A 20,775-nucleotide genomic window follows, 5' to 3' on the forward strand; every position below is an offset into this window, starting at 1 on the left:
TGCATTATAAGTTAGCCACACTATCCAGTTCAAATTTCAAGGGCGTTATTTGTGTCAAAAACCGACTTTTATTAGCGCCATTCATCGGTTCACCACTAGGCAATTTAAGTCTTAATGCATCTACTTGTCTTCCGTTTTTCCAAAATCGATAACAAACATGTGGCCCTGTTGCCAAACCTGTGCTTCCTACTAAACCGATAACCTGTCCCTGACTGACCCGTTGTCCGCGTCTCACGAGTATTTTTGACATGTGCAAATATTGTGTTGAGTAGGTTCCGTTATGTTTAACTTTTACAAAATTCCCGTTTCCGGCAGTAAAACCACTTTGCTCCACAACGCCGCTTGCCGTAGTGGTTATAGGTGTGCCATGAGGCGCCGCATAATCCGTTCCTTTATGTGCTTTCCATCTGTGCTGAACCGGATGAAATCTACTGTTTGAAAATCTTGACGAAATTCTACTGAATTTTATTGGAGACTTAAGAAAGAAATTTTTTAGTGTTTTCCCTTCTTCATTATAATATTGAATTTTATCTGAATTGGAGTTCTGCGCAAAAGGAAATGCGTAAATAATTTTTCCTCCATATTCAAAAAAGGAAGCTTCTAGTTCCTCTACACCATCATAAACGGAATCATTTATAAAGCGCTCTGTAAAAGTTATCGCAAAACGATCTCCTTTTTTGAGTTTCATAAAATCAATTGAATAGGCGTAAATTTTAGCTATTTTATTTGCTAGAGCTCCTTCAATTTTAGCATTGCCTAAAGTTTCCGACAATGATTCTTTCAAAACTCCACCAATGGTGCGTCGCCTAATTGTAATTGGTTTGGTTTTTTTATAAACAACTACCGCTGTGTCCCGCATATCAATCACGTAATAACTCAGCGCATCGGGTTGATAAATAAAAGCCTGTAAATTATGTTTTTTATCCTTGGACCTCAACAACGTAAAAGGCCTGTTGATTCTAATACTTCTTACATCAAACGAATCTCTCACTTTAGCAATAATATCATATACTTTTCGTTCCCCAATATTCTGATTTTGAATAATAGTTCCAAAAGTATCTCCCCTTTCTATAGTATCATTAACGATATTAAAATCAGCAAGAACAAACCCAAACTCACTCTTTTTAGGAACAAGTTTCACTACTTTTTCCGGCACAACTTCCTTCATTTTATTACATGATACTAAAGAAAAAAGTGCTATTATAATTATAAATATTTGTTTCAAATCTTGTTTTTTTTTATTCAATCTACATTTCTACTCCCCAATTTTCTAATTCGTGGCTACTCCATAATTCCGGGAAGAAAATTCTTCTTTGATATTTTGGATGCATGTATTTTTTCCAGTCACTCCCGCCAGTAGCTTCTCCGTCGCCTTTTCCACTTTGATCAATATATTTTTTTGCTGTATTAAGGTGTTGCATTACCCAAGTAATATTTACCGTATGGTCATAATGACGCATGGCTTGAATTAGTTCTGGATTTTTTTGATCTGATTCCGGTAATTGTTTGAATTTTTGCCAAATATTAATGGTGTTGTATTCCTCCATGTGAGCTAAGAATTCCTTTTTATATTTTTTTTCAAACTCCTCCAGTAAAAATGATTTTTTACCGCTGTGATACTCTTTTCCGGCTGCTTGCCAATACAAATGTTCCAGTGCAAACTCATACGTTGTATTCCGGTCAATGGTATCTCTATAACGGTAATCAATCAGATTTATTAGGTCTGTTGATGAAAATTCTATCAAGCGGTATTGCGCACTTTGAAAGCCGCTGGCCGGAGTTAGTGTATTTCTAAATTTCATGTATTGCTCCACTTCCATTCCATTTCCCATAATATCAAAAGAGGTGGTTAACATGTCAAAATAACGGCTGATTCGCATTAATCGTTCCGTGAAAAATACTGTATTAATGCTTTCACAATAGGAAATTTGCCGCATCTCCCAGAGAATCATTTTAAATATCAATTCATTAACCTGGTGATACATGATAAAAACCATTTCGTCCGGAAGCGTCGTTCTCTGAATTTGAAGATTCAACAGGGCATCTGTCTGAATATAATCCCAATAGGTGATTGGCTTAGACCATAATAATCCTTCGAGCTGTGTTTCTGTTTTTTGATTTATCGCATCATATTTAAGCTCAATTTCTTTTAAAATAGCTTCTGAATTGTCTTTAGTACTCATTATTTTTTTGTTTTAAAAGGATTTTTCAATCCTCTGTATCCCTCAATATCTGCCTTGATTGACCCTACTGCCAGACTGGCTTTTATCCTCAGCGGTACTTTATTGTCATCGTCCGAAATCCAGACAGTAAGACTTTCTTTCTCTTTGAAAACGCGTCCTGATTGTACCAAAGGTCTAAAAATCATAGCTGAAACAACGCCAAATTTAGTGGTAATATTTTCTCGTCCAATAAACTTTAGCTTGAATTTAGTAGTTTCATCATCAAAAAACATATCGATTGCCACTGATTCTCCAATTTTTAATTTATCGATACTAGGATAGTTTCTTAAATAATAAAAGGCCGATAGAATATCCTGAGTGTTTTTTGGAATGTAAAGTGTTTTTTCGGTTTTATGTTTATAATCTTTTACAACAACTCTGTTTGTAGATTGGTCAAAAAACCCTTCTTGATTTTTAGTATAGCCGCCTTCATCAATTTTTCGAACAAACTGGTACGGATTTCCTGTTTCCTTATCAATGTAGCTTTCGTATAAATCATCTACTTTAAAGAAAAAACGAGACATCCCCGTGGTGTATCCTTTACCAACAACATGAAACGTTTTTTTGTTGTTTAAAATGGCCTCTTTTACTTCCAGCGTGGCATAACCGGCATTGACTATTCCATAGTGTATCCTGAATTTGAACCACTCACCCACTCCGTAAGCATCTTCCTGAGGAGAATCAAAGCTTACTGTTATAATCAACACAAAGAATAAGAATAGTTTTTTCATCACTTAATTTGTCTGTTTATTGACTCTATTAGCAAATTTTGTTCCAAATATATCAAAACAAAAAAACTCAGTCAAATAATGACTGAGTTTTTATGCTATTAACTAACCAAAAAACTATAAACTATGAAATTTATATGAAATCAGGAAGGAAACCACCCCTTCCCTTTTTGCGAGTGCAAAGGTAGTTAACAAATCCACTTTTTTTTGTTAAAAAAAAAGTTTAACACAACATTTACAAAAAAACATGTTGTTTATTAGTTATTTTTTCATAATATGTAAAAATAATGCTTTTTTACAACGTTCCTCGCAATTCCTGTTCTCGCTCAATTGATTCAAATAGCGCTTTAAAGTTCCCCGCTCCAAAACCTTTGGCTCCCATTCTTTGTATAATTTCAAAAAATAAGGTTGGCCTGTCTTGCACCGGTTTTGTGAAAATTTGCAACAAATACCCTTCTTCATCGGCATCTACCATGATGGCTAGTTTCTCGATTTCGTTTAAATCTTCTTTCATCATTTTCATGTGATCTCCCAATCGCTCCGGAATGGCTTCATAATAGGTATGTGGAGGAGCGGACAAAAATTCAATTCCTCTTGCTTTGAGTTGCGATACTGTTTTGATAATATCGTCCGTTGCTATTGCGATATGCTGAATTCCAGGACCACCATAAAAATCCAGGTATTCCTCAATTTGCGACTTCTTCTTTCCTTCGGCAGGTTCGTTGATTGGAAATTTGATTCTTCCGTTTCCGTTTGACATTACCTTACTCATCAATGCTGAATATTCCGTATTGATTTGTTTGTCATCAAAAGAAAGGAAATTTACAAATCCCATCACGTCTTCATAAAACTTAACCCAAGTATTCATTTCGTTCCAACCCACATTTCCTACCATGTGGTCAATGTATTTTAATCCTGTTGGTTCCGGATTATACTCGGATTTCCATTCCTTATAACCAGGAAGGAAAACACCATTATAGTTTTTGCGCTCTACAAAAATATGTACCGTTTCTCCGTAAGTGTAAATTCCGGAACGTACTACTTCTCCAAATTCGTCTTTCTCTACCGTAGGCTCCATAAAAGAGCGCGCACCACGTTTCATGGTTTCTTCGTACGCACTGGTGGCATCTTCTACCCATAGCGCTGCAACTTTCACGCCGTCTCCATGTTTTCTTAAATGTTCGTGTATTGGAGAATCTTGTGTTAATGGCGTAGTTAATACAATGCGGATTTTATCTTGTTTTAACACATACGACGTTCTGTCTCGCACTCCGGTTTCTAATCCTGCATACGCCAAAGACTGATACCCAAAAGCCGTTTTATAATAATGTGCGGATTGTTTTGCATTTCCTACGTAGAATTCTACATAATCGGTTCCTAATAACGGAAGGAAATCTTGTGCTCCTTCAAATATTTTTTCGAGTCCGTATTCTACTGATTTTACTTCTTTGCTCATTGTGATTTATTTTTTGATTCGGCATCTCTAGTTTTGGAACGCGGTTGACGCGGATAAAACAGATGTACACGGATGTATTAATTTAAAATTATGTTGTTGTTTACTCTAAAGCCCTAGCCCTGATGGTCGAATTGCTCTCGCAATTACCTTTTTCTGGCTTCTTTAGCCAGGAAAAGATAAAGCGTACAGCAGGAAATAGCTTCTAATTACTCGACCCAAGATTTGTAATATTGACCGTCGTCCAATCCCATCGCTTCTTCGGTGACCATTAAGGGACGAAAGGTATCAACCATAACCGCTAATTCGTGGGTTTCTGTATGACCAATGCTGCGTTCCATAGCACCTGGCGCCGGTCCGTGAGGAATCCCTTTTGGATGTAGTGTAATGTGACCTTGCTCTATATTGTTGCGACTCATGAAATCCCCATCTACATAATACAAAACCTCATCACTATCTATATTACTGTGATTGTAAGGCGCAGGAATGGATTTTGGATGGTAATCGTACAATCGCGGACAGAACGAACAAACAACAAAAGTTGAAGTTTCAAAAGTCTGATGCACTGGTGGTGGCTGGTGTACCCGACCTGTTATAGGTTCGAAATTATGAATACTAAATCCGTATGGAAAATTATAACCGTCCCAACCTACTACATCAAAGGGATGTGTGGCATAAACGAATTCATGCATCATTCCTTCTTTCTTGATTTTTATTAGAAAATCACCTTTTTCATCGTGCGTTTCTAATTCTGTTGGCAAAATAAAGTCGCGCTCGCAAAATGGCGAATGTTCTAGATGTTGACCTGATTCATTTTTATAGCGTTTTGGCGTGTAAAAAGGAGCAAATGATTCGACGTAAAACAATCTATTTTCCGAAGTTTCAAAATCAATTTGGTAAATCATTCCACGTGGAATAATCAAGTAATCTCCATATTCGAAAGAAATATTTCCCATCATGGTGCGCAATTTTCCTTTCCCTTTATGAATGAAAATCATTTCATCAGCATCGGCGTTTTTATAGAAATAACTGCGTAAGGATTGTCTTGGTGCGGCTAATCCTATAATACAATCTTTATTGATCAACATGGCTTTACGGCTGTCCAGAAAATCGTTCTCCGGCTTTAACTCAAAACCTTTTAAAAGTAATGATTTGATGTTTTTTCCAATGGCAATTTTTGGTTCTACTGAATAGGATTTTAAAATTTCCTTTACCTGTGTTGGTCTGTGAACATGATATAACAAGGACGAATTACCGTGAAAACCTTCCGTTCCAAAAAGCTGTTCGTAATACAAACCACCTGTAGGCTTTTCAAATTGAGTATGTCTTTTTTGGGGAAATTTCCCCAATTTATGGTATAAAGGCATGATTTTTTTGCTTAAAAGTTAAAGTTTAAAAGTTTATCGTTTTATCGAAATAAACTTATTTAATTAAATCAAAAAAAATACAATCTATTCCGGATTCCTCTTAATGAGGAATTGCAGATATCCTAACAAACCGTTCCAAATTGTTTTCATAATAACAAATATCGGAATTAAAATTCAAATAAATTACAATTAAAACAAAAACCCAATACTGAACCATGTAAATCCTTTAGGCTGTTCCGGGGACCAGGAATATTTTATTTCTATAGGTCCAATGACTGTTTCTAAACCATATCCTACGGCATAGCCAGAATATTTTGGAATTGAAACCCAATCCACGGTCTCAAAAATCCGATCTCCAATATTAGCAAAATTTGCCGAAAAATTGATGTGGTTTTTTTTATAAAACTCATAATCTATCGTTCCTGTTGATTTTATATAACTATTAGCGGCCACACTTAAATAATCGTATCCATATAAATATTTGAAATTATTAAGCGGATTATATCCATATCCTCCTAAAATAAAATTAAAAAAAGCAACGCTTTCCTGACCAAAAGAAAACCCGGCATCGGTTTGGAATTTTACTGTAGCGTTCTTAAATAAAGTTGCGGCTACACCAAAATCTGCTTTAGCAATAGAAAACGGTTGAAAATCGCCCGTGTAATTGGACGAAAGCAAATAGGTTTGAATATCACCAGTAAAATACCATCCTTTTTTAGGAAAATATTTATTATCAAAAGAATCAAATTTCATGTAGCCAAAAAGACTGAAGTAATTACTGTTGTCAATTATTGGATCTACATTGGCGAGTGTTTCTGATTTTATTTTTAAATATTTGAGTTCGACTCCACCTCCTATCAGAAATTTTTGAACAAATAAAGACTGGAAATACGCTTGATTTGTCAAGTCCGTAAAATCTACATTAATCGAATTTATATCTGGATTATTAAACGTTGTACTGCTTATTTCTTTGGCTACATTCCTGTTAAATTGGTTGTAATAAGATTTAAAACCAAAACTCAAATTAAATCTATTTTCAATATAATAATCTAAATTGTATCTAATATTATCTCCTAAAACAATATCCAGAGAGGCTATATCATTTTTAAAAAGTGTTTTTTTACGGGTCAAATTTACCAAAACGCCACTTTTGAATAAATTATCATAATGCAGGCCAAATTTTAAGTAGGTTTTTGTTGAATTCTCTTCTAAATTTATGTTCAGGTCTACACCCCCTTTATTAGGTTCCAATGAATATGAGATAGAGCTGAAATTTTTGGTTGCATTGATATTATTAATGCCTTTTAATAAATCATCATAGCACGTTTTTACTCCGGGCTTAAATCTTAGCTTCCCTATGACATACTCTTTCGTGTAATTCTTTAATTCATTGCTGTTTATTGATCTTATTTGCAGGCTGTCTGACAGTAGTTTTAACTTGGGTTTTGTATAGGGATTGGACACATCAACAAGTTGTTTGAGTTGTTCATAAATGCCTAATGTTGCTTCCTCCCCTTTTCTTATTATTTCCCTTCCCTTGTCAAATGAGATCACACCATATTGTGTAACGTCTGGTCTAATATAAATATCGGTATCCGTTACATTTCTTTTCATTCGCTCTATAGATTGAAGGTTGGTGATTTGAACCAAAATTTTAGTAGCATCCTTGAGTTGTGTTCGGTCTAATAAATCATTTTGAACATCAACTCCTATAATGATGTCCGCACCTAATTTTCGCACCTCTTCAATAGGATAATTATTAACAACGCCGCCATCGACCAGAATTTTTCCATCAATTTCAACCGGAGAAAATAAGGAGGGAAATGCGGAACTGGCAATCATGGCCTGTGCCAGGTTCCCTTTGTTCAATAAGACTTGCTCTCCCGTTTCAATATTAGTTCCAATACATAAAAAAGGAATTGGAAGCTGGTTAAAATCTTTGATGTGTCTAACGTTTCTGGTAATTCTGCTCAATAAATTATAATTGTAGATTCCTTTAGACAAAGCTTCTGGAATTCCTATTTTGAATTTGTCAAACGGTAAAACCAAAGCATACAATTCGTCGTTTCTTTTTTCGTAAAAATTCTTAGAAGACCTGGGGATAAAATCATTTATTAATTCATTGAAATCGGTCGCTTGAAAAATAGAATCGATCTGGTTCGCGTTGTAACCTGAAGCATACAACCCTCCAATAACCGCACCCATACTGGTTCCGCCTATATAATCAATCTTGACACCCGCTTCTTCTAACACCTTAAGGACTCCTATATGAGCAAATCCTTTTGCACCACCACCGCTTAAAACCAAGCCTACTTTGGGTCTTTTTTGCTCCTGCGAAAACACCATCAAACTAGTAAAAACAAGAAATATTAGTGCGATTTTCTTCATAAGCAGCAATTTGGTAGTACTAAAACTGGACGCCATTGGGTATTATTTGTCCAGATTTAGATATTCTAGATTAATCATTGATCTATTGCCTTGTAAAATTCGGTAATTTTTTTGGCTTTAGACACACCTATAACGTCCGAAATTTCTTTTTCTGTTGCTAATTTCAATCTTTTAACACTTTTGAAGTGCTGGATCAAGGTCAGCATCGTTTTTTCGCCAATACCGGGAATGGATTCTATCGAAGAATTCAGTGCTGCTTTACTCCTTTTATCCCGGTGATGCGTTATCCCAAAACGGTGCGCTTCGTTGCGTAATTGCTGGATTATTTTAAGGGTTTCTGATTTTTTATCTAAATATAATGGAATAGAATCACCCGGATAAAAAAGTTCTTCGAGCCTTTTGGCAATGCCAATTATGGCTATTTTTCCCCGAAGACCCAATTCGTCAAGACTCTTCAGCGCTGATGACAATTGCCCTTTTCCACCGTCAATAATTATTAAATTCGGTAACGGTTCCTTTTCGTCCAGCAATCGTTTGTACCTTCTATAAACCACTTCGGTCATTGAAGCAAAATCATCCGGTCCTTCGACTGTTTTAATATTAAAATGGCGGTAGTCTTTTTTGCTGGGTTTTCCATCTTTAAAAACCACACAAGCCGCTACAGGATTTGTTCCTTGAATATTCGAGTTGTCAAAACATTCAATATGTCTTGGCTCTACAGGCAATCGCAAATCTTTTTGCATTTGTACCATAATCCTTTTTGTATGACGGTCTGGATCTACAATTTGCAGTTGTTTGAGTTGTTCAATTCGGTAAAACTTAGCGTTGCGAATGGATAAATCCAAAATTTGCTTTTTATCTCCTAATTGCGGAACGGTTACTTTTATATTCTCCCCCAAATCAACAGGAAACGATACGATTATCTCACGCGACAGCAATTGAAAACGTTCCCGCAGTTCAATAATTGCTAATTCCAGTAATTCTTCATCGGTTTCGTCAAGTTTCTTTTTGATTTCCATCGTGTGCGAACGAATAATCGAACCGTGCGAAATTTGAAGGAAATTCACATAAGCCGCACTTTCATCCGAAACTATTGAAAACACATCGATATTAGTGATTTTTGGATTTACAATCGTAGACCGCGATTGGTAATTCTCTAAAATATTTATTTTTTCTTTGATTTTTTGCGCTTCTTCAAAATGCATGTCGGCGGCCAGATTGGTCATCACACGCTTGAAATCTTTCATGCTTTCTTTGAAATTTCCTTTTAGAATTTCGCGAATCGCATCCACTTGCTTTTGGTAATTTTCTAAAGTTTCTAATCCTTCGCAAGGCCCCATACAATTACCAATATGATACTCAAGACACACCTTGAATTTTCCACTTTCAATATTGCTTTTACTCAAATCATAATTGCAAGTTCTAAGCGGATACAACTCTTTGATCAGTTCTAAAATAGTGCTGACGGTTTTGAAACTAGTATACGGCCCAAAATACTCCGACCCGTCTTTGACCATTCTGCGAGTCGCAAATATGCGCGAAAAAGGTTCTTTCTTGATGCACAACCACGGATAACTTTTATCATCCCGCAATAACACATTGTAGCGCGGCTGCAAGGTTTTTATTAGGTTATTTTCAAGTAAAAGGGCATCGGTTTCCGTAGGAACCACAATGTGTCTTATGGTCACGATCTTCTTAACGAGCACATTGGTTTTGGCCGTGTCATGAATTTTATTGAAATACGAAGAAACTCTTTTTTTTAAATTTTTGGCTTTGCCTACATACAAAATTTTCCCTTCCTTGTCGTAATATTGGTATACGCCTGGATTATCAGGTAAGGTTTGGATTTGGAGTTCAAGTGAAGGAAGTAGCATTTTAGATTGATTCTTTTTAATTTAATTTTGCACTCCAAAAATACAAATAACATTTTTCAAAAGCGAAAAATGACGCACTTCTTATTTCTTCCCGAATAATTTTCTAAATTTAGCCTTTAAACTTTCTATGAATATACGAGAACCTAAAAACATAACGATCTTAAAAGAGCCCATCTTACCGGGAGACAGCAAAACCATCAATATGGAAATTGCAAAACTCCATACCATGACCAAACTGAAAATTCCAATAATTGTGGAACGGTCAAAAATCAACGGGCCTACCGTGTTATTCACCGCGGGGCTTCATGGAGATGAAATTAACGGGATCGAAATTGTACGCCAGCTGATTGTACAAAAAATCAATAAACCAAAAACAGGAACCATTATCTGTATTCCCGTGATTAATGTCTTTGGATTCGTGAATCAATCCCGAGAATTTCCAGACAAACGGGACTTAAACCGGGTATTCCCTGGCAGTAAAACGGGCTCACTTGCAAGCCGGTTTGCGTATAATTTACTTAAAGAAATTATTCCACATGTAGATTATGTAATTGATTTTCATTCCGGTGGCGCCAGTCGCTTCAATGCCCCACAAATTCGTATTGTTCCTAATAATCCAGAACTGAAAGCCTTATCGGACATTTTTAACACCTCTTTTACGATGTTTTCAAAAAACATTCCCGGAACTTTTAGAAATTCATGTAACAAATTGGGGGTAAAAATGCTGCTGTTTGAAGGCGGAAAATCCATTGACATAGATGAAGCGGTCACACAGGAAGGAGTTGAAGGTTCTAAACGAATATTGCATCATCTGGGGATGTTAAATGCAAAGAAAAAAACCATAACCCCTGAAAAAGAGACCATTTATATAGAAAAATCCGTTTGGGTCAGAGCCAAATACTCCGGGATGTTTCACGGTCATACTAAAATTGGTAATTACGTAACAAAAGGACAACTCTTGGGCTCGATTTCTGATCCTTACGGAAAGGTTGAACACAAAGTAAAAGCACCCAATTCAGGTTATATTTTTAATGTAAATGATGCGCCCATCGTATACCAGGGTGATGCCATCTACCATCTTTCTCTTTAAATACGAGTATACAATCCATACTTTTGCATCCGGTTCAAAATAATAAAACATGAATAAAACAGCCTTACGGAAAAAATACAAAGCCTTACGGAACTTCCTTTCCGAAAATAAAATCGAGGAAAAGAGTTTGGCTATCGCCAATAAAATACTAGCGATTCCAATTTGGGAGAAAACCTATTTTCATATTTTCCTTCCCATAACAGAACAAAAAGAGGTTAATACAGAATTTATTCTTCACATATTATCTGGAAAAGATAAAGAGATTATTGTTTCCAAAGCTGATTTTGCCACCAGAAAGATGACGCATTTTCTTTTGACTGATAATACCCGAATCAAAAAAAATGAATATAACATTCCCGAACCGGTAGATGGTATTGAAGTTCCTTCTACTAAAATCGATGTGATTTTTGTTCCGCTTTTGGCTTTCGACAAAAAAGGACATCGGGTGGGTTACGGCAAAGGATTTTATGACAAATTTTTATCAGAGTGCAAACCGGATGCAATCAAAATTGGACTTTCTTTCTTCGAACCCGAAGAATTGATTACCGATATTTTTGAAGGCGATATACAACTGGATTACTGTGTGACTCCGAATCAAGTTTATAAATTTTAATCCGTACTTTTGTAACTGATACAATCCACTTAACTTATGAGAACATTCAAAAATTCAAGATTTGCCGTAAGCGTTATGGTTATTCTATTTGCAGTTTCCTTTTCAAGCTGCAGTATTCACACTGGAACCAGCAGATCATCCTATAAAGCTAAAAAACTACCTCCAGGTCAAGCAAAAAAAAAATATGGAGGGAAAAGCGCTAAACAATATGCCCCCGGACACAATAAAAATTAATACAAACAAAAAAGACTTGCTCAAATCAGGAACAGGTCTTTTTGTATGTTATAAAAAACGTCGAACCTATTCGTGATGAAAAGCTTTTTTGTTGAAAAAAATCAAGATTCCAACTCCTGTCGAAATAGCCATATCTGCAATATTGAAAATTGCATTGAAAAAAGTAAATTCTTTTCCACCCCAAATTGGCAACCAACTAGGTAAATTTCCGTGCCAAAAAGGAAAATAAAACATATCTACCACTTTTCCGTGAAACCAGGTTCCATACGGTTGATCCGAGAATAAAGTAGCCACTTCTTGCTGACTATCATCAAAAATAATTCCATAAAAAACAGAATCGATGATGTTCCCAAAAGCACCTGCCAAAATCAATGAGATGGCAACAATTAGATAGTTAGAACTATTTTTTCTTTCTATAGAATCCCATAGCCAGTACCCAATTCCGCCTACAGCAACCAATCTAAAAAGGGTTAAAAATAATTTTCCGTAAACCCCCGGAATTACTGTTCCCCATGCCATTCCCTCATTTTCAATGAAAAGGATTTTGAACCATTTGAATACTTCGACTTCTTCCCCTAAGATAAAATTAGTTTTGATGTAGATTTTAGTGACTTGATCAACAAGCAGTAAAATAAAAATAAGGAGATACGCTTTTCGTAATGACATTTTATAAATTTTAATGGCGCAAAAATAGCAATTTAATCAAAAAAAACGCTCCCAATGGAGCGTTAAATATTGTTTAACTAGTAGTTTATCGTTGCAGGTTCTTTGCTTCAATACTCATTGTAGCGTGAGGGACAATTTTCAATCTTTCTTTCCCGATTAATTTACCGAAGACTTTACACACTCCGTACGTTTTATTTTCGACACGGAAAAGGGCATTTTTCAAATCCCGAATAAACTTTTCCTGACGAATTGCCAGTTGAGAGTTTGCTTCTTTAGACATCGTTTCGCTTCCTTCTTCAAAGGCTTTAAAAGTTGGCGAAGTATCGTCAGTTCCGTTATTTAAATCATTCATGTACGCACTTTTTATCAGATCTAAATCAGCCTGTGCTTTTTTAATTTTCCCAAGGATTATCTCTTTGAATTCTGCTAAATCAGTATCAGAATATCTTGTGATTTCATCTGTCATCTTATATTATTTTGAAATTAATATCATTGTTTTTATTTCATCAAATGTTATTTCCGTACCGTTTGTTATTTCATCTACAAATACCAATTCACTGGTCAGTGTTTCTGATTTTATATAGGCTTCATTTTCTAAAATTGCCTGCTCTAAAAGTCCGTTTCTCTTCAGTTGCACTTTAATTTTATCCGTAACTTCAAATCCGGAATCTTTACGAATATTCTGAATTCTGTTTACTAATTCTCTGGCAATTCCCTCTTGTTTTAATGCTGGTGAAATTGTAATGTCCAGCGCAACCGTTATTCCGTTAGCGTTTGCTACCAACCAGCCTTCAATATCCTGTGAGGTAATTTCGACATCTTCTTGTGTTAAAATTACGGTATTTCCTGCAATAACAATACTTAGGCTTCCATCCTTATCCAATTGACTGATCTGTGCCGCAGAAAACCCTTGTATTTCCCTAGAAATCAACCCCATATCCTTTCCAAAACGGGGTCCAAGTGCCTTAAAATTAGGCTTGATTTGTTTCACCAAAACACCGGAAGCATCATCCAAAAGTACGATTTCCTTCACGTTTACCTCTGCTTTTATCAGGTCAGAAACAGCTTCAATTTCGGCTCTTTGATTGTCGTCAAGCACCGGAATCATTACCTTTTGCAACGGCTGACGCACCTTGATCATTTCCTTTTTTCGGAGTGATAAAACCAATGATGAAATGGTTTGTGCTTTCTGCATTTTGCTCTCCAACATTTTATTAACATAGTTTTCAACCGAAATTGGAAACTCGGCCAAATGTACGCTGTCATATTTTTCCGACTGTGTTGCTACAGTTAAGTCTCTGTAAAGTTTGTCCATAAAAAACGGAGCGATTGGCGCACCAAGTTTACTTATGGTTAACAAACACGTATATAAAGTTTGATATGCCGCGATTTTGTCCTGTGCGTATTCCCCTTTCCAGAAGCGTCTTCTGCACAAACGAACGTACCAGTTACTCAAATTTTCCTGAACAAATTCAGAGATTGCGCGAGCCGCTTTCGTTGGCTCATAATCTGCATAATAGGTATCTACATCTTTTATCAAGGTATTCAATTCAGAGATAATCCATTGGTCAATTTCCGGTCTTTCGCTTAATGGAATCTCTGCTTCTTCATATTTGAAACCATCAATATTAGCATACAAACTAAAAAACGAATACGTGTTGTACAAGGTTCCAAAGAATTTTCTACGTACCTCAGCGATTCCTTCTAAATCAAATTTCAAATTGTCCCAAGGATTTGCATTCGAAATCATGTACCAACGCGTCGCATCTGGACCGTATTCTTTTAATGTTTCAAATGGATCTGCGGCATTGCCCAGACGTTTAGACATTTTTTGTCCGTTTTTGTCTAAAACCAATCCGTTAGAAACTACATTTTTATAGGCAACTTTATCAAAAACTAATGTCCCAATGGCATGTAAAGTATAAAACCAACCACGCGTTTGATCCACTCCTTCAGCAATGAAATCAGCAGGAAAATCCTTGTTTGCGTCTATTTTATCTTTGTTTTCAAAAGGGTAATGCCATTGCGCATAAGGCATGGAACCAGAATCGAACCAAACATCAATCAAATCAGCTTCACGTTTCATTGCCTTTCCAGAAGCAGAAACCAAGGTGATTTCGTCGACTACATTTTTATGCAAATCAACTAAATCGTAATTGGATTCAGCCATATTTCCAATTTCAAAACCTTTAAAAGGATTTTCTTTTTGAAAACCTGCAGCGATAGATTTTTCAATTTCGTTGTATAATTCTTCAACAGAACCAATTAAGATTTCCTCTTGTTTATCTTCAGTTCTCCAAATTGGCAATGGAATTCCCCAGAATCTGGATCGCGATAAATTCCAGTCATTGGCATTTTTTATCCAGTTTCCAAAACGTCCTTCTCCAGTCGATTTTGGCTTCCAGTTAATCGTTTCGTTCAGTTCGAACATTCTGTCTCTAACCTCCGTGATTTTTATGAACCAGGAATCCAATGGATAATATAAAATCGGCTTATCGGTTCTCCAGCAATGCGGATAACTGTGGACATATTTCTCTACTTTGAAGGCTTTGTTTTCTTCTTTTAATCGAATGGCAATTTCAACATCTACTGAACGCTCTGGCGCTTCACCGTCGTTGTAATATTCATTTTTCACATATTTACCGGCATATTCGCCCACATGTGAGGTGAATTTTCCTTGTAAATCTACTAATGGAACCGGAGTTCCATTTTCATCCAGCACCAACATCGGCGGGATTTCTGGCGTAGCTTCTTTTGCTACTCTTGCATCATCAGCACCAAAAGTAGGTGAGGTATGTACAATTCCTGTTCCATCTTCGGTAGTTACAAAATCTCCTGAAATTACTCTAAAAGCATTTTCAGCATTTTGATACGGAAGCACCAATGGCATTAGTTGTTCGTACCGAATATCAACTAAATCAGCTCCTTTGCATTCTGCTAAAACCTGAAACGGAATTTTCTTGTCGCCTTCTTTGAAATTTTCAAAATCAGCAGGTTCTGTACTTTCAAAGAACCCTTTCCCGAATTGTTTTGCAACTAATTTTTTAGCCAAAATCAATGTTGCCGGACGAAATGTATATTGATTGAATGTTTTTACTAAAGCATATTCAATTTTTAGACCTACAGTCAAAGCGGTATTACTTGGCAATGTCCAAGGCGTTGTCGTCCAAGCGAGGAAATAAAAATCCCCAGCCCAGCCCTCCCCTTTGGGGAGGGAGTCGAGTCCGAAAGCCTTTGATACCGAATTTTCAGTTTCAGCTCCCTCTCCTTTGGAGAGGGTTGGGGAAAGGACTTTAAATTGTGCCACAACAGTCGTATCCGTTACATCACGATAACTTCCTGGTTGGTTGACTTCATGAGATGACAATCCTGTCCCTGCTTTTGGGGAATAAGGCTGAATGGTGTAGCCTTTGTACATCAAATCCTTGTTGTAGATTTGTTTCAAAATCCACCAAACCGTTTCCATATATTTAGATTTATAGGTCACATACGGATCTTCCATATCAACCCAATAGCCCATTTTTTCGGTCAAATCGTTCCATACATCTGTATAACGCATTACGGTTTTTTTGCACGCTTCGTTGTATTCTTCGATGGAAATGGTTTTTCCAATATCTTCTTTGGTGATTCCCAATTCTTTTTCGGTTCCTAATTCCACCGGCAAGCCATGCGTATCCCAGCCGGCTTTACGCTTTACCTGGAACCCTTTTTGAGTTTTATATCTGCAAAAAATATCTTTAATGGCGCGTGCCATTACGTGGTGAATTCCCGGTAATCCATTTGCCGAAGGCGGCCCTTCAAAAAACACGAATGGGGTGTTTCCTTCACGAGTGGTTACACTTTTCTCGAATATGTTTTCCTTCTTCCAAAAATCAAGTACCTCTGACGCTACAGTTGGTAAGTCAAGTCCTTTGTATTCAGTAAATTTTGTGCTCATTTTATCCTTTTCTAAATCGAGGTGCGAAAGTAAGGAATAGTTATGAATTATGAGTTATGAGTTACGAGTTTTTGCGTGAGGGATGGAAGAGGAAATCCTTTTATGAAGTTTACGAAATAAAAGATTGGAACGAACAGCCCGACCCGAAGTTTTTACGTAGGGTCACGCCCGAATTTCTAGGTAAAAACTTCTTTTAAAACATCCAGCGATTTTGGTTTTCTTGAAACTTTTATGGCTTTGCAATTTTCTAAAGTGAATTTGTTTTGAAAGAATTTGTATTAAATACAATTTCTTATCAAATTGAAGTATTTAACCCTTATTTGTCATCATCATCCAGTTCGAAAAAATCATTAACTGATTTTCCAAACAACCTTGATAATTTTAGCGCAAGAACTGTTGATGGCACAAAGCGATTGGTTTCAATTGAATTTATAGTTTGCCTTGAAACTCCTATTTTCTCCGCTAATTCCTCTTGAGTTAAATTTAAAATGGCGCGTTCTACTTTTAATCTATTCTTCATTATATGCTCTTTTTAGCTTTTTAAAGGTAATAATCTGCATTGCGAGCATAACTGCTAAAAGAGGAATATCCTTACTACCTTCTATTTTTGGCGTAGATGAGAAACTAAAAGTAATAGCATAATGAATAAATGGCAATATTAGATACAACAACACTGTTCCTATAACTGCATAATTATAAGATTGCAAACGAATTTTCGCAATTAACTCATCTTCTATTTTCTCTCGCGAAATTGAAATGATAAGTAATCCTAAAACCATATTAGTCAAAGCTATTCGCTCAAATAAATCATAGTGTTTTACTCCCACCAAATACAGCTTAAGCGATGTAATAATTGAAAGGACTGAAACAACAAATAATACTAAACCAACAATTTTAAATTTATTAGGAAGTTGGTAGCCGGTGATTTTTTCAATTTTTTCGATTTCCCCACCTTGTTTTACTTTTAATTCCATAAAGTTAATTAGTTAAAGTCTGCTTTCCATAAAGAACAACAAACTTGATTAAAAGACAAATATACTTTACTTTTAAACACAAAACTATATTTTCTCAAAAATTTTAAGTTTAAGAAAAAACTTCTTTTAAAACATCCAGCGATTTTGGTTTTTTGAAGCCGTCCAAGTGGAAACTGTAGTAATCGATCAGTATTCTTAAAATGATTTGCCGTTCGATGACATGGAATATTTTTTGATCGGTATCGAATTTCAAATCGATTAGTTTTTTGAACAAATTGCTTTCATGTTCCGTGAGCGAACTGATGGCATTGAAAGGCGTAAAGACACCTTCGTTCATTTCGAAAAAAGGCATGTCCATATCAGAAATATCCGGATAAAAACCCAGATATTTTGTGGTTTCCAATAATAAAATCAAATGAAAATTAGCAATTTCATCGTGATTGTCGAGCCAATGCAAAGCGGTTTCCAGAAAGGTAAACAGATGTTCATTTGCCTCTTCTTCGTGAATGGAATGGTGTAGCATTTCGGAAATAAACATTACAATCGTGCTTTTATAAATATCCGAATGTATCGAATGAAAAGGAGTCCCGATTTTTATTTCCTTGAAATTTTCTAAAGTACCTTTGTTTTTATGAACGGCTTCAATTTCGAGTATCGTCAAAGGTTGAAAATAAGCGATTTTTTGATTTGATTTTCGACTCGAAAAAGCATCCCGAACGAAGTACGATTTCAAGCCATGTGACAGCGTAAAGCATTTCACAATTAAGCTTTTTTCTTGAAATTTTAAAGATGAAAGAACAATGGCTTTGGTTTTTACGAGCACAATTTTAATTTAAAGATTGAAAAATTTAAAGATTGAAAAATTCATTCTTCTAAATTACCTGATTATCATTACTTTTTTAACTTTAGTTTCCACTCCGTCTTGTGCCGAAATAAAAATCATATACACACCGGAAGCCACTTTATATTTCCCAAAGGCGGTGGTATCCCATTCTATTGTTCCGCCTTCGGAAGTGGTTTCATAAACCAGATTTCCTCCAATATCAGTGATTTTAATGTTGGCTTTATCCAGTAATCCGGCAATTTTAACGGTTCCTTGGTATTCCGGTCGTACCGGATTTGGATACACATACGCGTTACTTAAATCATCATTAGCAGCAGTTGCAATTCCTTTGAAAGAAATCAGCCCTTTTGCAGTAGCAATAAAAACTTCGCCCGTAGCGCTATTGATCTCAATGTCATTGATCACATTGCTGGGCAACGGCGAGTTGCTTATTGTAAAATGATATTTGGTTTCCTGACCGTTTGGCGAGACTAAAAACAAACCGGAATCAGCCGTTCCAATCCATTTGTTATTGGCACCGTCTACAGCAATATCCGTAATAAACTGTTCGTATAACAATTCTTGGGCCAGATTATCGTCTGTAATTATTATGGGATTAGTTGTCATCTGGTCATCCGATTGAAAACTACTTACATTTGACAAAATTCGCAACCCTTTTGTAGTACCGATCCAGAGCTGGTTTCTGGTATCTATTGCAATAGTTCGAACATCCGAAACTGGTAAATTACCCAAATCAGCGCCTGTTGTTATTTTTTTAAATCTAGTGTTACTTTCGTTAAAACCAATCACACCATCACCATTCGTAGAAAGCCATTTGGTTCCATTTCTATCTATTGCAATTGTTCCAAAATTGTTGTCATTTGGCGAGTCCAAAATAGCATCCATCGCATAACTTTGCCATTGACCCGAGGGCCTCAAGACTTTCAATCCATTTTTTATTCGGCTGTTGGTAACCCAAAGATTTCCTGTTTTGTCAAATGCGGTTCCATTAATCCTGATGTCTTTATAATTAGGCCCTGCAAAGGTTAATGACTCTAAGCCGCTATTGGTTTGATTGTACAAAATTTTTGGCACGTCATTTTCTATTTTCAACAGTCCTGAGAAAAAAGAACTGGCATATACTTCGTTTTCATTGATTGGATTAACTATTATTCTGGTCATTGATTGCGCTCCTAAAACTGCTTCATACGGAATATTCAACCACCCTGTAGCGCTAAATTTACTAATCCCATAACTGTCTAACGGATACGGATTATAATCGGACGTATAATCTCCGTAAACTACCCAAAGCGAACTGGGCGCCACCTGAAGCGAAAATATATTGTTTCTTGACGGACCAATGGGTGTTATGTTTTCAAAAGTTACCCCCAAAGAAAGCGTAGTTGTAGTCAATCCATTTTCTTTTGTTCCAATAAAAACAGTGTCGCCTATTATAGTAGCACACGTAAAACTAATATTGGGTTCTGGCAGTTGATTGGTGTTTATTTGACGTACCAATGCCATTTGGCTGTTATAAATATAAACACTGTTTAAAGTTGTAACTACTAAATAATCATCCGATGTTCTCATATCCAATGCAGGTTGAGAAAGCTGGACAGATCCCGCAAACGAATCCGTAACCAAATTAAATTTATGAATATATCCCGAAGCGTCCACAGCATACAGATTTGAACCTACTGTTGTTATGCCAGACCAGATTCCAGAGGCTATTGTGGTCCATTGGTTAAAATCGACTAAATTCTTATTAGAAACAGCAGCTCTTTTTATTCCATTATTTGTGGCAGCATAAATAAAACCATTGTACAATGCGGTTTGGCTCACACTGATTTCGGCACCGGCATTCCCAATAAAATAAGTATCCCCAAATTGCATGGTGGCCAAATTAAATTGGACAATACCAAAATCACACGAGAGATAAGCTATCCCTTCAAATTCCATGAAATGATTGATTTTCTTTATATCCGAAGGAAGTTGTTTGTTGATAATATCGACTACATTGAGCATGCTTCCATCAACTTCATTAATCACGATTAGCAGTCCGTTTTCATATCCTACAATTGTTTTATTGGAGGCTGTACTATGAAATACCGACGAGATGGTTTGTCCGGAGAGTCCATCTACTGTATTGGTGGTTTTGATTATATTACTGGTTGTGTTTTTAGAAAACAACGCATTTTCAGAAGCAGCAAAAACGGCTGTTGCAGATACGGAGACATCTTTTATTTCATTATAGGAGAAATAACCCTGCCACGACAAATCGTTTTGAGCAAAACCCATTTGCACAAAAAGTAGCAGCAAAAAAAATAAAACGCTCTTGTTCATTATCTGTATGACTATTGAATTACAAATATAGAACAAACGAAAGTCTTAGCATTTTGTTACACA

17 protein-coding genes are annotated in these 20,775 nt (G+C 36.1%); 3 read left to right on the forward strand and 14 right to left on the reverse strand.

Annotation, left to right across the window (positions count from 1 at the left end; all coding sequences use genetic code 11):
* Nucleotides 1-4: 4 nt before the first annotated feature.
* From EKL97_RS00400 to uvrC, 7 genes are all read right to left on the reverse strand, one after another.
* Complete coding sequence (locus tag EKL97_RS00400) at nt 5-1,168, reverse strand: peptidoglycan DD-metalloendopeptidase family protein (protein ID WP_410503674.1); 1,164 nt, start codon at nt 1,166-1,168, stop codon at nt 5-7.
* Between the two features lie 79 nt (nt 1,169-1,247).
* Nucleotides 1,248-2,183 (reverse strand): tryptophan 2,3-dioxygenase family protein, encoded by a 936-nt coding sequence (locus tag EKL97_RS00405; protein WP_126567741.1) that lies wholly within the window; start codon nt 2,181-2,183, stop codon nt 1,248-1,250.
* Entirely contained in the window at nt 2,183-2,953 is a 771-nt protein-coding gene (locus EKL97_RS00410) for a DUF3108 domain-containing protein (RefSeq protein ID WP_126457632.1), read from the reverse strand. The genes EKL97_RS00405 and EKL97_RS00410 overlap by 1 nt, the downstream gene beginning before the upstream one ends.
* A 292-nt stretch (nt 2,954-3,245) precedes the next feature.
* Nucleotides 3,246-4,406 carry a 4-hydroxyphenylpyruvate dioxygenase gene (gene hppD / locus EKL97_RS00415; RefSeq protein ID WP_126457633.1) on the reverse strand — a complete coding sequence of 387 codons (1,161 nt, stop codon included), beginning with the start codon at nt 4,404-4,406 and terminating at the stop codon, nt 3,246-3,248.
* A gap of 206 nt (nt 4,407-4,612) precedes the next feature.
* Entirely contained in the window at nt 4,613-5,770 is a 1,158-nt protein-coding gene (locus EKL97_RS00420; RefSeq protein ID WP_126567743.1) for a homogentisate 1,2-dioxygenase, read from the reverse strand.
* A 189-nt stretch (nt 5,771-5,959) separates the two neighbouring features.
* Nucleotides 5,960-8,158 (reverse strand): patatin-like phospholipase family protein, encoded by a 2,199-nt coding sequence (locus EKL97_RS00425; protein WP_126567745.1) that lies wholly within the window; start codon nt 8,156-8,158, stop codon nt 5,960-5,962.
* A 74-nt stretch (nt 8,159-8,232) separates the two neighbouring features.
* Nucleotides 8,233-10,032 carry an excinuclease ABC subunit UvrC gene (gene uvrC / locus EKL97_RS00430; protein ID WP_126567747.1) on the reverse strand — a complete coding sequence of 600 codons (1,800 nt, stop codon included), beginning with the start codon at nt 10,030-10,032 and terminating at the stop codon, nt 8,233-8,235.
* Between the two features lie 127 nt (nt 10,033-10,159).
* Here uvrC and EKL97_RS00435 point away from each other — a divergent pair, with 127 nt between their 5' ends.
* From EKL97_RS00435 to EKL97_RS00445, 3 genes are read left to right on the forward strand one after another with little or no spacing between them, the layout of a single operon-like run.
* On the forward strand, nt 10,160-11,122 hold the full coding sequence (locus EKL97_RS00435; protein ID WP_233588534.1) for a succinylglutamate desuccinylase/aspartoacylase family protein: 963 nt from the start codon (nt 10,160-10,162) through the stop codon (nt 11,120-11,122).
* 49 nt (nt 11,123-11,171) lie between these two features.
* Nucleotides 11,172-11,735, forward strand: a complete 564-nt coding sequence (locus EKL97_RS00440; protein WP_126567748.1) for a 5-formyltetrahydrofolate cyclo-ligase — start codon at nt 11,172-11,174, stop codon at nt 11,733-11,735.
* A 36-nt stretch (nt 11,736-11,771) separates the two neighbouring features.
* Nucleotides 11,772-11,969 carry a hypothetical protein gene (locus EKL97_RS00445; RefSeq protein ID WP_126567750.1) on the forward strand — a complete coding sequence of 66 codons (198 nt, stop codon included), beginning with the start codon at nt 11,772-11,774 and terminating at the stop codon, nt 11,967-11,969.
* A 66-nt stretch (nt 11,970-12,035) separates the two neighbouring features.
* Here the strand turns inward: EKL97_RS00445 and EKL97_RS00450 are convergent, their stop codons facing one another.
* The 7 genes from EKL97_RS00450 to EKL97_RS00480 form a co-directional block, all read right to left on the reverse strand.
* Nucleotides 12,036-12,635 carry a lipoprotein signal peptidase gene (locus EKL97_RS00450; RefSeq protein WP_126457639.1) on the reverse strand — a complete coding sequence of 200 codons (600 nt, stop codon included), beginning with the start codon at nt 12,633-12,635 and terminating at the stop codon, nt 12,036-12,038.
* Nucleotides 12,636-12,720: 85 nt separating this feature from the next.
* Entirely contained in the window at nt 12,721-13,101 is a 381-nt protein-coding gene (locus EKL97_RS00455) for a TraR/DksA family transcriptional regulator (protein ID WP_126457640.1), read from the reverse strand.
* A gap of 6 nt (nt 13,102-13,107) precedes the next feature.
* Complete coding sequence (ileS, locus tag EKL97_RS00460; protein WP_126567751.1) at nt 13,108-16,572, reverse strand: isoleucine--tRNA ligase; 3,465 nt, start codon at nt 16,570-16,572, stop codon at nt 13,108-13,110.
* Nucleotides 16,573-16,888: 316 nt separating this feature from the next.
* On the reverse strand, nt 16,889-17,092 hold the full coding sequence (locus EKL97_RS00465; protein ID WP_126457642.1) for a helix-turn-helix transcriptional regulator: 204 nt from the start codon (nt 17,090-17,092) through the stop codon (nt 16,889-16,891).
* Nucleotides 17,082-17,546, reverse strand: coding sequence for a hypothetical protein (locus tag EKL97_RS00470; RefSeq protein ID WP_126567753.1), 465 nt, complete (start codon nt 17,544-17,546; stop codon nt 17,082-17,084). Before EKL97_RS00470 ends, EKL97_RS00465 begins: the two co-directional genes overlap by 11 nt.
* Before the next feature lie 109 nt (nt 17,547-17,655).
* Nucleotides 17,656-18,369, reverse strand: coding sequence for a DNA repair protein RecO (gene recO / locus EKL97_RS00475; protein ID WP_126561421.1), 714 nt, complete (start codon nt 18,367-18,369; stop codon nt 17,656-17,658).
* Between the two features lie 54 nt (nt 18,370-18,423).
* Entirely contained in the window at nt 18,424-20,712 is a 2,289-nt protein-coding gene (locus EKL97_RS00480) for a T9SS type A sorting domain-containing protein (RefSeq protein WP_126567754.1), read from the reverse strand.
* Between the last annotated feature and the right edge of the window lie 63 nt (nt 20,713-20,775).

Origin of the sequence: Flavobacterium sp. LS1P28 (assembly GCF_003970335.1) — a bacterium.
Lineage (GTDB): Bacteria > Bacteroidota > Bacteroidia > Flavobacteriales > Flavobacteriaceae > Flavobacterium.